The organism is Ignavibacterium sp., assembly GCA_032027145.1.
Classification (GTDB): Bacteria; Bacteroidota; Ignavibacteria; order Ignavibacteriales; family Ignavibacteriaceae; genus IGN3.
In genome coordinates this window covers 924,119-940,278 of the sequence record JAVSMP010000001.1, presented here as the reverse complement: position 1 = coordinate 940,278, position 16,160 = coordinate 924,119, and the positions used below count along the sequence as shown (strand labels likewise).

Annotated in this window: 10 protein-coding genes; 7 read left to right on the top strand and 3 right to left on the bottom strand. The window is 36.0% G+C overall.

Translation table 11 applies throughout. The features are described from left to right. Positions 1-18: 18 nt before the first annotated feature. From ROY99_03740 to ROY99_03725, 4 genes are all read left to right on the top strand, one after another. Positions 19-3,003: a TonB-dependent receptor gene (locus tag ROY99_03740; protein MDT3695479.1), complete on the top strand. Its 2,985-nt coding sequence runs from the start codon at positions 19-21 to the stop codon at positions 3,001-3,003. A gap of 60 nt (positions 3,004-3,063) precedes the next feature. Beyond that, positions 3,064-6,240 (top strand): T9SS type A sorting domain-containing protein, encoded by a 3,177-nt coding sequence (locus ROY99_03735; protein MDT3695478.1) that lies wholly within the window; start codon positions 3,064-3,066, stop codon positions 6,238-6,240. Between the two features lie 69 nt (positions 6,241-6,309). Then, the gene (locus ROY99_03730) at positions 6,310-7,350 is read left to right on the top strand and encodes a PorV/PorQ family protein (protein ID MDT3695477.1); all 1,041 of its coding nucleotides are present in this window, start codon (positions 6,310-6,312) and stop codon (positions 7,348-7,350) included. Positions 7,351-7,538: 188 nt separating this feature from the next. After that, positions 7,539-9,449 carry a S9 family peptidase gene (locus tag ROY99_03725; GenBank protein MDT3695476.1) on the top strand — a complete coding sequence of 637 codons (1,911 nt, stop codon included), beginning with the start codon at positions 7,539-7,541 and terminating at the stop codon, positions 9,447-9,449. A gap of 66 nt (positions 9,450-9,515) precedes the next feature. Here ROY99_03725 and ROY99_03720 read toward each other — a convergent pair whose 3' ends face one another. Both ROY99_03720 and msrB read right to left on the bottom strand, forming a co-directional pair. After that, on the bottom strand, positions 9,516-10,871 hold the full coding sequence (locus tag ROY99_03720; protein ID MDT3695475.1) for an MFS transporter: 1,356 nt from the start codon (positions 10,869-10,871) through the stop codon (positions 9,516-9,518). Positions 10,872-10,928: 57 nt separating this feature from the next. Continuing rightward, a complete protein-coding gene (gene msrB / locus ROY99_03715; GenBank protein MDT3695474.1) occupies positions 10,929-11,471 on the bottom strand; it encodes a peptide-methionine (R)-S-oxide reductase MsrB in 543 nt (180 codons plus the stop codon). 112 nt (positions 11,472-11,583) lie between these two features. Between msrB and ROY99_03710 the strand changes: the two genes are divergently transcribed. After that, positions 11,584-12,213 carry a nitroreductase family protein gene (locus tag ROY99_03710; protein MDT3695473.1) on the top strand — a complete coding sequence of 210 codons (630 nt, stop codon included), beginning with the start codon at positions 11,584-11,586 and terminating at the stop codon, positions 12,211-12,213. On the opposite strand, the gene ROY99_03705 is transcribed toward ROY99_03710, so the two are convergent. Further along, the gene (locus ROY99_03705; protein MDT3695472.1) at positions 12,197-13,525 is read right to left on the bottom strand and encodes a hypothetical protein; all 1,329 of its coding nucleotides are present in this window, start codon (positions 13,523-13,525) and stop codon (positions 12,197-12,199) included. The genes ROY99_03710 and ROY99_03705 overlap by 17 nt on opposite strands. A gap of 111 nt (positions 13,526-13,636) precedes the next feature. Here ROY99_03705 and ROY99_03700 point away from each other — a divergent pair, with 111 nt between their 5' ends. Both ROY99_03700 and ROY99_03695 read left to right on the top strand, forming a co-directional pair. Beyond that, positions 13,637-14,221, top strand: a complete 585-nt coding sequence (locus ROY99_03700) for a DUF3365 domain-containing protein (protein MDT3695471.1) — start codon at positions 13,637-13,639, stop codon at positions 14,219-14,221. 13 nt (positions 14,222-14,234) lie between these two features. Then, entirely contained in the window at positions 14,235-15,956 is a 1,722-nt protein-coding gene (locus tag ROY99_03695; GenBank protein ID MDT3695470.1) for an AMP-binding protein, read from the top strand. Positions 15,957-16,160: the final 204 nt, after the last annotated feature.

Genomic DNA, 16,160 nt, shown 5'->3' with positions numbered 1-16,160 from the left:
TAATTAACGGAGGAAAAAATGTTTCCCAGATTTTACAAGGTTTTACTTTTAATACTGTTTGCCTGCTTCATTACCTTTGCACAGACCGGTAGAATTTCTGGTCTGGTAACTGATCAGCAAACGGGAGAGCCCTTGATAGGGGCAAATTTAATTGTTGTAGGTACTAGTTTGGGCGCAGCGTCTGATGTTAATGGTGAGTACTTAATTACTAACCTAGTTGCCGGACAGTATAGTGTTAAAGCTTCGTACATCGGTTATACTGATGTAACGGTTAATAATGTACTGGTTACTTCCGGTTTAACAACCAGACTAAATTTTACGTTGCAACCAACAGGTCTTACAACCGGAGAAGTTGTAATTGTTTCTGAAAGACCATTGATAGATAAAACATCAACCAACGCTTTAAGAAGAATTGGACCAGAGGATGTAGAAAATCTTGGTCTTAGAACTTTAAATGCTATTGTACAGATTCAACCCGGTGTTGTTACTCAAAACGGATTAACATTTATCCGTGGCAGCAGACCAGATGAAACTGGTTACACTGTTGAAGGAACTGATACAAAAAATATATTGAATCGTAATGGCGGAAGTCTTGTAACAGTTACTGCAGATGCTTTACAAGAAGTTCTTGTTCAAGCTGGCGGTTATACTGCTGAGTTTGGCAACGCAAATGCAGGTATTGTTTCATCAGAGTTCAAGACAGGAACAAATCAATATAAATTCTCTTTTAGAGCTGAAACAGATAATTTTGGCAAATACCCCGGCGAAAAGTTTTTAGGAACTTATTCTTATGGTTATTCAAATTATGTATTAACTGCCGGCGGACCGATTGTTTCCGATAAACTTAAAATTTTCTTGTCTGCAGAAAACACATTTGATAGGGACAGCAGAAAATTTTTTGATGCCAACCCCACAGCATTTTCGGATGGAGCTCTTCTTGATACAACAAAGATTTATGATTATGGTACCTTTGGAGGATCCAAGACTGACTACCAGTATCTGAAATGGGATGCGGCAAATATTCTTGGTAATTCAAATAACAGATATACAACTAACGGAACTCTGCTATTTGATAATAATCCATTGATATTAAGACTGGCAGGTGCTTTTACTTGGAGAACAGGAAAAGGTACAGATGGAATATTTAATATATTTAATTCCGACAGATTGCAAGTTACTGAAGCATCAAGTCTTTTATTAAATTTAAAGGGCACATATCTGCTGGAATCAAATTCATTTATTGAAGCAAGTCTCGGCTATTTTGACTACAGAGAAAAAATATATGATCCTATTTTCAAAGATAATTTTCTTCTATACAGCGATAGCTTAGCTGCTGCAGAACATGGCTGGACATATGCAAACTATTATTCAGCACCACCACAATATGATTTTTATGGATTTCCGTTTAACAGACCAGGAACCAACCTGAGCAGATTTCGTAAAGATCAAAATAATTATATAAACGCAACTGCTTCATATACAGGACAGTTAGAAAAACACGCCCTGAAAATTGGCGGTAGTTTTCAATACTGGACTGTAAGACGCTGGGATAACGGATCACCAAGTAACTTCTTGTCAACTATCAGAAATAATCCTGATTTGGCAAGAGATTCATTATCAACTCTTATCGGAACAACATTGTTCGCTAATTTCAATAATTATGGTTTCGACGTGTTCGGTAATGAAACCTCAGATGCTGATGGTGTATTTGCACCCAAACATCCACTGTTTATTTCAGGATATGTAACCGACAGATTTGAAATTAGTGATCTTATTATTAATGCCGGTTTAAGATACGATTATATTGACATGGATAGCTGGGCATGGGAAAATCCATTAAACCCGGATATCGACAGGATAAATCATACTATACCTGATTCATCTTACAGAAAAGGTGATGTATTTAGTTATATCTCACCAAGATTAGGATTTGCATTCCCGGTTACAGATAAAACAGTATTCCATTTGCAATTTGGAAAATTTGTTCAGTCACCAAGTTTGGATGTTGCTTACAGAGGTGTTTACATCTCAGCTCAACAGATTCAAGGTGCTAACTTATTTACAAATCCGATTGCATATAATCCTAGCCCGATTAGAACAACTCAATATGAAATCGGATTATCACATCAATTTACAGACTTTGCAGCTCTTGATGTTACTTTATTTTATAAGGACATAAAAGGACAGCTGCAATATACAGTTGTGGTTACCGAACCCGGTGCTATAAGAAGTAAATATAATGTCTTCTCAAATCAGGACTTTGCAACAACCAAAGGTTTGGAGCTTGGCTTTAAGATGAGAAGAATTGAAAGATTTAGTGCAGGAATAAATTATACCTACTCATCCGCACAAGGCACAAACTCATTGTCAAACAGTGGCGTTGGTTCAGTAGAGGTTAACGGCAACGTACCGACTGTATTAATTCCATTGGATTACAATCAAACTCACAGAGGCTCTTTCTTTGTTGACTTCAGATTTGATAAAGGAGACGGCGGTCCTATATTAGAACAACTTGGTGTAAACTTATTATTTACATTTAATAGCGGACATCCCTTCACCTATTCAACCTGGCAGGGTTTGGGTCAATCATCAGCCTGGACTGGCGGTCTTACCCCAATCGGAACTGGTGATACAAGAGGCAGAAGACCTTACGGACCTATAAACTCATCAGAAACACCATGGGTTTATAATTTTGATCTCAGGATTGACAAGACCATTAACATTGAGAACTTTGATTTTAATCTCTATGTTCAGGTCTTTAATTTGTTAAATACAAAGAATGCGATAAATGTTTACGATAAAACAGGTAACGCATACGATGATGGATTCTTAAGTACGCCAGATGCACAAACTCTTATTGCTAATCCAAGGTATACTGAAAGATTTGCTGACCTTTACAGAGCAATAAGTTTAAATAACAGAGCAGCCGCATTTAATGTTTACGGTTTTGATGTCTTTGGTCCTCCAAGACAGTTGGTTGCTGGCATTTTGGTTAACTTTTAATTTATAGGAGATTGCAATGTTATCCTGTAAAAAACATAATTTACGCGGAGGTTATTTAATATGAAAAAACTCAATTTATTAAGTTTAATAATAATTCTCTTTGCCTTTTTTACTGCTTCAAATACTTTGCTGGCAAACTATAAAGGAGATGAAAAGGATAAAGGGAAAAAACCAGCGCTTCAAAAGACAACGGTAGACCCTCGACAAAGTCTGATGAACATCAACAATGTTACAATGTGGGTAACCGAAGAAGGTTTCCATGATTGGGTAGTTGCCTCTAGCTGGAACGGAGCCTTTCCTAATGGAAGTAGTATAGGAGCAATATTTGCTGAAGGAGTTGTCTGGGGCGGACAGGTAAATGACGGAAGCAGCCCGGTTGTCAGAGTTAATGGAAATACTTATGGAACTGGCTGTGCCGCTTTAACCAGATTATTTAGAGTGAGACCTGATTACTTAACCGGAGATTTATCTTCTGATGCTGCTACTTTTAACGGCATTCCGGTTGGGCAGGTAACTGATGCAGACATACAAGCAATAAGAGATCAATATGCTAAAGACTGGTTGGAATGGCCTGCAAAAGGAAACCCTAATTCACAATATGGCGATCAAGGTGCACCATTTGAAGATTTAAATGGTGATGGATTATATGACCCCCTTGTTGATATCCCCGGTATTCCAGGTGCATCTCAGTGTATATTTATTAAATATAATGATGACCTGTCTGAATCGAACTATGGATCCCCGCCTATTGGTCTTGAAATCTCAGAGGTTTATTGGGCTTATGCATATTCTGGTGCCCTTGGTAATGTAATTTATAAACAGATGACAATGGTTTACACCGGTACTCCTCAATCTTCCTCTACTGCAACAATTGATAGTATGTTTATTGTTCAATGGGCAGATCCGGACGTAGGTACATCATCAGACGACTTTGCCGGTTGTGATACAACCCTTAATTTAGGTTATGCATACACATCAGGTACAGGTGATGCTACTTATGCAGGTCTTGGATTAGCTTCTCCGGCTGTTGGATATGATTTCTTTTCAGGAGCTTCAAGTTTCACAGGAAATCTAAATGACAGTGCAGTTGTTGACCTCAAATGGAAAAAAGGATATAAGTATATTAATCAAAAACCAATGAGTAGCTTTATCTACTTTGCTGCCGGAGGTAACTGGAGCGACCCTGGATTTAATTACAATGGTACCCTCGAATTCTACAACTTGATGAGAGGTAAATTACCAATTCCAAGGTATCCAAGCGGCAGTCCTTTCCCTGTTGAAGTTGCTGATGTTACTCCTTATGGTACATATTTATTGGCAGGTGATCCATCACTACCAGCAAGCTCTACAAACAAAATTGATGGCGTTTCTGAAGGTCCTGGCGACAGAAGAACTATGTGCGTAAACGGACCAATCACAATGAGTTTGGGTGATACAGCCCAAATAGTTTTAGGTATTGTTTATGGATTAGGCCAGGATAATTTAGGCAGTGTGTCAGCTTTAAAACAAAACGATAACACTGCTCAAATAGTTTTTGATCAATTATTTCAATTGCCTTCATTAAAACCACCGAAAGTTAAAGTTGCCGCTTTATCTAACGAAGTTGTACTTAACTGGGGTTCTGATGAAGCCAGCATAAATGAAATTGAAAATTTCAATAGTCAAAACTATACTTTTCAGGGATACGAAGTTTATCAAGTCCCCTCTTCCTCTTCAAGTCTTGCCGATGGAATTTTACTCGGCACCTGGGATATAGTGGACGGCGTTACTGCTATATATGATGATGTTCCGGATGCCAATGGCACACTTATACCAACATTGGTTGCAAGTGGAACAGATAAAGGACTTACTAAATATTTAGCGATTCAGCAGGATCAGATTAGAAAAGCAGAATTAAAAAACGGACAAGAGTATTATTTTGCTGTTGTAGCTTATGCTTATAATCCATCACCATTGTTACCTTTCCACGTTATAAGATCACCATTTGTGATTCAAAGAGTAACTCCGCAAACTACAAAACCAGGAGATAGATTATATGCTAATGTCGGAGACAGCGTTCAGGTAAGTCATAGCCAGGGACATAGCGACGGCAGCGTGGTTGCGTTAGTTGTTGATCCAACTGTAACAACTGGTCATCAATACCGGGTTGATTTTGCAACTGATGGAACCTGGTCAGTAACAGATGTTACTACCGGAACAGTGAAGTTAAGCGGTCAAACAAATCAGGCGGGTGATAATGATTATGCTATAGTTGATGGACTTATAATAAAGGTTATTGGTCCACCTGTTGCCATTAATACATGGTCATTTGCACCTTCTGCAGCAAGATGGTTTACCGGTTACACTGGATTAGGTGGAGATCAATTCTTTGGAGGATTGGTGCTTGGTTCGGACTTCTTCGGCAGTAACATTACTCCCGACCAATATGTTACTGTAGAATTAAGATTCGTTACAGATCGAAATAACGGACAAAGAGCGTATAGATATTTAAGAGGTGGTACTCCAAATTACGGTTATGTTGATTATGAAAAACAATATTTCACCTTATGGGATGTTGACGCAAATCCACCACAGCAATTATCTGTTGCTTATGTTGAGCAAGCTGGCGGTCCATCAGCAGATGCTACCTGGATGCCAACTGCTAACTCGGCTGACAGAGAATACTTGTTTTTCTTGAAGACACCTTATAGTGATACTCCAGACCCAACCCTGACATCATTAAATTTATTAGGTGATGCAGATCAGTTCGCAACTCTATATGGATTGTGGCCATTACAGCGCGGATCTATGCCGTTTAACCCACAGGATGGTCAGGTGTTTACTATAATACCTAATTATGCCAATACTGCTGCTGACCAGTTTACATTTACTGCTCCGGATCCAAAAACCAGCAATACAGATTTGGCTAAGAAGGATGTTGAAAAGATCAATGTGTTTCCAAATCCATATTATGGATATCAATACAGAGAGCTTGCACCAAATAACAAATATGTAACTTTTAGTCATTTGCCAGACGATGCTGTTATCAGAATATTTGATTTAAGCGGTGTACTTGTAAAAACAATTAATCATGTTCCAGCACAAGGACAATTTGAAACTTGGAATCTGGCAAACGATAGTAACTATCCGGTAGCCAGTGGAATCTATATCGTTTATATTGATATGCCGAATTTAGGAACAACAAAAGTCTTAAAGCTGGCTATTATTCAAGAACAGCAAATGTTAAAAACATATTGATATTAAAAAAGAATGCAAGTTTAATTACTTGCATTCTTAAACAAAATTTTAATTATTTCGGAGGAAATTATGTTTCAAATGAAAAGAATAATGTTCATACTCTTGATACTGTGTTTTTCAGTCTTTGAAACATTCGGTGGTGGTCACAATCGTGCAGGTACCTCAGCTTCACCAGAATTAAGAATTCCGGTTGGTGCAAGATACCTCGCAATGTCAGGTGCTACAATTGCCAATGTTACAGGTCTGGAAAGTATCTATTGGAATCCGGCAGGAGTTGATTTTAGTCTCAACTCTGCCAATGCTATATTTTCATATCGTTCATATATGGCAGATATGAGTGTTAACTATATGGCTGCAAGCGGAAGATTAGGCGACTTTGGTTCACTTGGATTATCCATAAGAACTTTTAGTATTGGAGATATTCAAGAAACAACTATGGATCAGCCTGATGGAACCGGCGGAGTAATTAGCCCAACGTTCTTTGTGTTAGGTTTAACTTATTCAAAACAGTTAACTGATAGAATTTCTGTTGGAGCTAATTTTAATTTGATTAATGAATCTATTGACAGAGTTTCTGCTTCAGGATTCAGTTTTGATTTCGGTGTTCAGTATAGAGATATGCTGGAAGTTCCAGGATTAGACCTTGGTGTGGTTGTAAGAAATCTTGGCTCACCAATGAAGTTTGATGGTAACGCACTTTATGTTAATGCGATTGATCCCAACTCAAACAGAGGACCAACGTATCTTTTAGTTGAAGCAGCAACTGCTGAATTACCGTCAGATATTTCGATTGGCGTTTCTTATCAAAACAAATTTGACGAAGAAAATTCTGTAACGATAGCAGGAGCTTTTCAAAACAATAACTATACTTATGACGATTATAAATTTGGTGCAGAATACTCATATAAAGATATTCTCTTCGTAAGAGGTGGTTATCTTTTTTCACCGCAATCAACAGATGATACACCAAACATTTTTCAGAATTATACACTCGGTTTGGGATTAAACTTCAAAGAGTTTAGCGGTATTGATCTTACATTGGATTATGCGTTTGTACCTGTTAAGTATTTTGATTCAAACCATATATTTGCACTATCGTTCGGCTTCTAAACTATAGTTATCATTCTTTTATAATCCGTGCAGCAAAAACTGCACGGATTTTTTTTGCCCGCATACTCTATTAACATCATTGTTCAATCCTATTTGCCGTTTGTGTATTTTAATATGCAAAGATATTTTACTAATCAGAGTTTTGTGAACATTCATTATTCATTTAATAAAACTACAAGGAGATTAGCATGAAACAATTAACTATTTTAGGACTGATCATGATTTTTACCCTATCGCTTTTTTCACAGCAAACTGAAGTGCCGTTGATTCCAATGAAAGATTTTTTCAGAAATCCTGAAAAAAGAAGCTTTCAAATTTCACCCGATGGAAATTACTTATCCTTTATGCAGCCTGTTAATTCCAGAATGAATGTGTTTATCCAGAAAATCGGAGACGAGCAAACAACACAGATAACATTTGCAACTGAAAGAGATGTAGCAGGATATTTTTGGAAAGGTAATAACAGAATAATTTATATACAGGATTCCAAAGGCGATGAGAATTTTAGATTATATGCGGTTGATCGTGATGGAAAAAATCAAAAAGATCTTACTCCATTTGAAAAAGTTCGGGCTGGTATTGTTGACGATCTTGAAGACAATCCCACAGAAATGCTGATACAGTTAAATAAAAACAATCCGCAGGTATTTGATGTTTACCGAATTAATGTCAATACAGGAGAAATGAAAGTGGTCGGACAAAATCCGGGCAACATTACAGGCTGGCAAACCGACCACGATGGTAAGTTAAGAATTGCAACCACAACAGATGGAGTTAACACAAGCATTCTTTACCGTGATAATGAAGACCAGGAATTTAAAACTCTGATTACAACAACTTTCAAAGAAACTCTTGCCCCGATTTTTTTTACCTTCGATAATAAAAATCTTTACGTGGCTTCAAATATTGGCAGAGATAAAGCTGCAATCGTAGAGTATGATATTGCAAATAATAAAGAGATCCGGGTTTTGTACGAAAATCCAGATTATGATGTTGAAAATCTTAGTTATTCAAAGAAGCGAAAAGTAATAACATTTGCTTCTTATCTCGGATGGAAACAGGAATATCATTTCTTTGATAAAACAACAGAAGATGAATATGGTTTTTTAGCATCTAAATTACCAGGTAAGCAAATTGCTGTTGTCGGAGCTAATAAGAATGAAGATAAATTATTAGTAAGAACTTATAGTGATAAATCACTTGGTGCGTATTATTTCTTTGATGTTAACAAGAAAGATCTGAAAAAGTTGTCGGAAGTAAGTCCATGGTTGAACGAAGATTATCTTGCAGATCAAAAACCGATAACATATAAGTCTCGTGATGGTCTTACTATCCATGGTTACTTAACACTTCCAAAGGGTGTTGAGCCAAAAAACCTGCCTGTTGTTGTTAATCCACATGGCGGACCATGGGCGCGCGATGCCTGGGGTTTTAATCCTGAAATCCAGTTTCTTGCAAACAGAGGTTATGCAGTACTGCAAATGAACTTCAGAGGATCAACTGGTTATGGAAAAGAATTCTGGGAAATATCATTTAAACAGTGGGGCAAAACCATGCAAGATGATATTTCAGACGGTGTTAAATGGTTGATAAACCAAGGTATCGCTGATCCAAAAAGAATTGGTATTTATGGCGGATCTTACGGCGGTTATGCAACCCTTGCCGGTTTAACTTTTTCGCCAGAACTTTATGCATGCGGAGTTGATTATGTCGGTGTTTCAAACTTATTTACATTTCAAAATTCTATCCCTCCTTACTGGGCACCTATGAAGGAAATGCTTTATGAAATGGTAGGAAATCCTGAAAAAGATTCTTTGCTGCTTTATGATGCTTCTCCTGTTTTTCATGTTGATAAAATTGTTGCTCCCTTGTTAATTGCACAAGGTGCTCACGACCCACGAGTAAATAAGAATGAATCTGACCAAATGGTTGAGGCATTAAAGAAGAGAGGAATTGATGTCCCGTATATGGTAAAGGATAATGAGGGGCATGGTTTTAGAAATGAAGAAAATCGGTTTGATTTTTATGGTGCAATGGAACAATTTTTCTTTAAGTATCTCGGCGGCAGAGCAGCCGAATTGAAAGAGAGAAAAAATTAATTTCTTTTATCATTGCGAATGAAGTGAAGCAATCTGATTGATCGCTTCGCTTCACTCGTGATGATTCTAAACTGTTAACTGTTTATCCTTTTTATCATAATACCACTTGTAAATAATTAATGCAATTGCAGATGTTAATCCAATTGCAGCAAAGTAATACCAGATTAAATGCGCATCTGTATAATATGCAGCCTTCTGAATTTCGGTTAAACCCGAAGGTAATGTTTTAGGATCCGGACAGTATTTTTCCAATAAGAATCCGGAAATTATTCCACCGGCAATATAAGATATGAAAGAGTGCAGATGACTGAAGCCAAGATACACACCCTCTTCACCTTTTGGAGCCTGCAATGAGAAGAATTCTAAAAATCTTGGTGAGATAAAACATTCGGCTAAACCTTGCAGACCAATACCTACTATCATCATTATTGTGTATGGATGAAAAAGTATACCGAGCAGCGGAATTTCGGTACCAAACATTCCCTGCAGCCAGGGACCCAGTGACATTGAGAAGGCAGATAACGGCATAATAAACATTCCTACCAGCATTGAATTTACTGCCGATTTTTTTCTCATTGCTTGTGTAACAATCAATACAAATACCATTACAATAAACGGATTAACATTTGCAAGCCACTCAGGGTTTGCATCATTCCCCACCATTCTTAAAACAAATTTTGGCATGCTTTGATAAAGCTGCCCCTGAATAAGCCAGAAACCTGAAACAATTAATGTAAGTAAAATCAGCCTTGCGTTAGTTAAAATTTTTATGAGTGCGTTTAAAATTTCTTTAAATGATTTTCTTTCGGTTTTTAATTCAAGATTCCTGAATAAAAAGATAGCAAGTAATAAAGCGATAAAAGACATCCCTGCTGAAAAGAAATTAATATATTCAAGACCAAGCCCTTTTCTGATCCAGGGGACAACAGTTTTACCACTGAATGCACCAATGTTTACAATCCAGTAAAAAATTGAAAAAGCTCTTGCTCTGTTTACTTCGTCAGATGTTTTTGCAACCGTACCGGTTATTAATGGTTTAATAAAGGACGCACCAACCATCAATACAATTAAAAAGAAAATAACTGATACTTTTGAGTAAGTTATTCCAAGGAAAAAATATCCGATAGTAAGTAAACCAAAAGCAAGTATTAGTCCATTTTTAAAACCAATCCTGTCGCTTATTGCACCTGAAAATGGTGGAAGCAGATATAAAAATCCCGCAAAAAGTCCTGCTATTGTATTGCCCCATAAATCATCAAATCCAACCAAATCAGTCAGATAAACAGTAAGCAAAATGAAAAAGCCATAATAAGCAGCTCTTTCACATAGCTCCATTAAATTAGCTAGCCAAAAATCTTTAGGAAATTTCCATCCCAGTTTTGCTGTTGATTGGTCAACAGTCGGATTATTTGTAGCAGACAATATTAACCTCTGATATTTTGAGAAATTAAAAGATGCAAGATATGATTTTTATTTAAATTATTTTTTCTTTGAAATGAATTTCATTGAACCAGAGTTAATACAATACCTTAGTCCTGTTGGCGGTGGTCCGTCATCAAAAACATGCCCCAAGTGTCCACCACATCTGGCACACATTACTTCTGTTCTTATCATTCCGAAGCTTCTATCTTCTTTGTAGATTATCCGGCTGCTGTCAATTGGCTGAAAATAACTTGGCCAACCACAGCTGGATTCAAACTTTGTATCTGATGCAAACAGTTCAGCTCCGCAGGCAGCACAAATATAAATACCAATTTCAAAATGATCCCAATACTTTCCAGTAAAAGGACGCTCAGTTCCCTTTTCTCTTAAGATATTATATTCTTCGGGGGTTAATTCTTTTTTCCATTCTTCTTCAGTCTTTATGATTTTTTGTTCCATATTTTTTTCTTTCGGATTTAAGGTATCACTTTCACTATGGTTGTTAAATATTCTTTTATGTTCGGGATACGTTGGTTCTAATAACAACCATAAGATTACGCCTGCAACAATAACAATGAATACATAAATAATCTTGTTCATATTAGATGTATATCTTGGTTATATTTGTAAACAAAATACAAAGTTTTATTTAGAATATTTTCATATAAATGATAATTATCAACTCAATAATTTTATCAACAGGAGAGTTAATATGGAATTAAAAGAAGTAATTGAAAAACGTGCAAGTATCAGAATGTTTACTGATGAAAAAATTCCAGTTGAAGATATAAAAGAAATAATAAGAAGAGCCGGACTTGCACCAAGCATAAATAATTCACAGCCCTGGAAGTTTATAGCAATTACTAATAGAGACGTAATTGACCAAATGGGAAAAATAGTTCAGGAGAAAGTGCTTGATTATTTTCCACATGAGAACAATGAAGAAAAAATGTTTGCTCAGGCAAAAGTACTTAGATTTTCTACCTTCTTTATGGATGCACCTGTATTAATTGCTGTTGAGATGAGCCAATACAAAACCGTTGTTGAAGAGCTGTTAAAAGGGCGTGAACTGAGTCTGGAAGATGTTGACAAATTAAGAAACTATCCGAATATTCAATCAATAGGTGCTGCAGTAGAAAATTTAATTCTATCAGCATTTGATTTGGGTTATGGAGCTTGCTGGTTATCAGGATTACTTATTGCAAGAGATGAATTAGAGCAAATACTTGGCGTTAAAACTCCTAATACTTTAGCTGCTTGTGTAGCTATTGGAAAGCCAAGAGAAATTAACAAACAAAGGGAAAAGAAAGACTTTAACGAAATTTTTAAGCTCGTTGAATAAGACCTGTATTAAGCTTCAGTGCCTTTTTTGATGGTATCAGCAAATAAGCGCAGGCAGCAATTCTTCCGGCTGCAAAAGCAATAGTAGCTGCAACTGCTCCTACTAGCCAGAAATATTTTATGCTGATGGCAACAACTATCATTATTCCCAAAAACTCTATAGCGGTACCATAAGTAATTTGTTTAGTCTGTTTTGCCTTAACCAGGATAGCTCTTTGAAAACTGACTAAAACCGTAAGCACGGGGAAAAAGGACATTATTTTCAGTGGAGTTCTGGCAAACACTGTAAGTGAATCTGAGAGACCGGAAATATTATTAAACCAAATTTCTGATAACGGTGAAAAGGCAACTAACATTAAACTGCCGGCAGAAAATACTGCAAGCTTGGCTGCAAAGTTTCTTAATCTTTTATGATTAATAAAATTATCACCTGATAATGCTATTACCACTTCCTGGTAAGATAATCCGAAAGCACGAAAAATGAATACAAGTGATGTTACCACCGGCATTACTGCAAACGATTCAATTGCCATTCTGCTCTGCCCGATAAAAAAAGTAACAAATGGCTGAATACCTAATGTAAGTAAAGAAGTTAGAGCAAGCGGATAATAAAATCTCAAAATACTCTTTTGTGTCAGTGTTGAATCAACAGCTTCAGTTTCAGATTTTATTTTGGAAACAATTTTGGAAGCCATCATTTTACTGGCAACCGCCTCACATAATACTGCTGTTGATAATGCTGCTGCGCCTACAACTACTCCCGGCACATTTGTAAAAATGAAAAATAAAAAAGCAGTTAACGACATTGATGTAAGTCGGATTACCGTTCCGTATGCCACTAATTTTGTTAATCCATGTGTTATTAATATCCCTTGATAAAATCTTCTGAAGCCAATTGCTCCGGGCCAGGGAATTAAAATTATAACAGCAATGTAAGTAAGATGAGAAACTTCAGCAGGTAAACCGATTAGTTTTTCTGTAATTAAATAAAAAATTCCAGGTACACAAAAGAGACTTAATAAAGCGGTTAGCAGAAAAATCAGCAAGTAATTAAATCGGCGTAATTGTTTAAACGATTTATAATTTGTAACTAATGCAGTCGAAGCGCTCATCATCATTATTACAGGGGCTTCAAAAATCATAGCCAAAGAAAAAGCGATTCCATAAGCAGCAAGATTAAACTCAGGCTCTGGCAGTCTCGCAATAAGAGCTGAAAGATATGGTCCTTCAACGGACATCATAAGCCAGGTTATAGCCAGTGGCAGCCAGAATCTGAATATTGCTTTTTGGGTCAGAAGTTTTCCAGTTTTCAAAATATTAAAGCGATTTTAAATCCAAACTTAAAAAATATTTCTTAATCGTATTATATTATTATTAAATTACAGTGAGGATTTGATATTTTTTTACAATCAGGAGAGAGTGCTATGAAAGAAATCCTTTTGCTTGCTTTACTTGTTTTCCTTTTGATTTCTACAGCCTGTAGTGATAAATCCCAGCCTGCATTAACCGACAAAATAAAAGACGGACTCAGAAAAGATGCTAAGGAATTTTTAGAATCTCTCAAAGATGTTCTTGTGAAAGAAATTCAAACACACGGAATCGCTGCTGCCGTTAATGTTTGTTCTGATACTGCTCTGGTTCTTACTAACGATTATGGTGTAAAGAAAGGAATTTTTATAAAAAGAGTTACATTTAAAAACAGAAATCAAAATAGTGTTCCGGATAAGTATGAAAGTAAAGCTTTGCATTATTTTGAAGAGTTAAAATCAAGCGGCAAACTAACTGAATTCTCAGAGTTCATTGAGATTGAAGAAATAGGCGGAGTTAAAAAAGTAAGATACTTAAAACCAATTACCGTTCAGCCACTTTGTCTTAATTGTCATGGCAGTAATGAAAATATCAGCCCGGATGTTAAAAGCATCATTAGTTCAAGATATCCTGATGATAAAGCTACCGGATATCAAAAAGATGAACTTCGCGGCGCAGTTTCTATTATTAAAACTTTATAAAAAGGGAATTAAAATGATTAAAAATTATCCAACTTATCAGGTTCCAAATATCAATTCAATTCAGGAAATGCTTCTCAGGTCTGTAAAAGAATACTCAGATAAACTTGCATTAGAAGATTTGAATTTAACACCGATTACAAGCGTAACATATAAACAGCTTTACAATTATGTTGTAAGATTTGGAAAGTCACTTTTTGAAATTGGGATTAAAGAAAGAGACCATATCGCAATTATAAGCGAAAACAGAGTTCAATGGTCATTATCATATCTTACTACTATGTGCTTTAATATGGTGGCTGTGCCGCTGGATAAAAATCTCAATCAAAATGAAATGCTGAATATTATACACGAGTCTGATGCAAAGGCGATTATTTTTTCTGATTCTTTTGAACCTTTAATGAAGGATAAAAGAGATTCACTTATAAATCTTAAATATTATATCAATATGGATTCTAATGAAGACCGTGATGATATATTTTCAATGAGCAGAATGATTGAAAAACAAAACCCGATAATTGACCGTCTGCCTTATATTGATCCAAATGCAATCTGCGAAATAATATTTACTTCGGGTTCTTTAGGCAGGGCAAAAGGAGTAATGCTTACTCAAAAAAATCTTGCTGCAAATCTTATGGCTATGACAAGTATGATAGAAATTACTCCCGAAGATAAATTTCTTTCTGTTCTTCCGATACATCATAAATATGAATGCACCTGCGGACTGCTTTGCCCGCTTTATACCGGAAGCTCTGCTCACTATGCTCAATCTTTAAAAACAGTTGTAGATGATCTGCAAAAAGTTAAAGCTACCATCCTGCTTGGTGTGCCTTTGTTATATGATAAAATGTTTAAGAAAATATATAAGGGAATTCAGGAAGACAAATTAAAATCCAAAATTGTTCCCCCGCTTGTTTCTGTAACTAATTTTTTACAATCAATCGGCTGGAAAGGATCTAAAAAATTAGTGTTCAAAGAACTGCATGAAAAATTTGGAGGTTCAATCAGATTATTTATTGCAGGCGGTGCTGCACCAGATCCCAAGGTTGCAAAAGGACTGCGCGAACTCGGCTTTAACTTTGTACAGGGTTATGGCTTAACAGAAACAGCACCCATCGTTGCACTAAACAGATTATATAGTTTTAAAGATAATGCTGCAGGATTACCGCTTCCGGGACTGGAGGTAAAGATTAATAATCCAAACGAGCATGGTTCAGGTGAAATTTTTGTAAAGGGTGCAAGTGTAATGCTTGGTTATTATAAAAATCAAAAATTAAGTGATGATGCTTTTGAAAACGGCTGGTTTAAAACTGGTGATATCGGGTTTTTTGATAAGGATGGATTTCTACATATTAACGGCAGACAGAAAAATGTAATTATTTCTAAAAGCGGAGAAAATGTTTATCCTGAAGAAATTGAAGATATCCTTATTCGCAGCCCATTTATTCAGGAGTGTCTTGTATATGGTGAAAAAGACGAAAAACATACAGAAATTATTTCTGTGCAAATTGTAACTGATGCAGAATCTTTTATAGAATACTCCGGCAGAAACAAAGTACAAATCACGCCGGAACTTGTTAACACAATAATTTCAGATGCGATTAAAGAAGCTAACAAAGAGCTGCCAACTTATAAACAGGTCAGAAAGTTTTATATAAGAGATACTGAATTCGAAAAGACCACAACTCAAAAAATTAAGAGATATCTTGTGAAAGATGTTAAGCAAAACTCTTTTTGATTTGTCAACTAAGTAAGAAACTTATAAGAAGATAAGTTACTATAGGGCCAAAACTGTAGTAAATTATAAAAACAAAACTTTATCAATTGTACTAACTATATCAGAATTTCCACACTGATTAGCAGAAGATTAGATGTGATTTATAACTGAGTTTTACTGCGTCTGAATGATAAATAATTTTTTCAGAATATTTTTATAATAAGA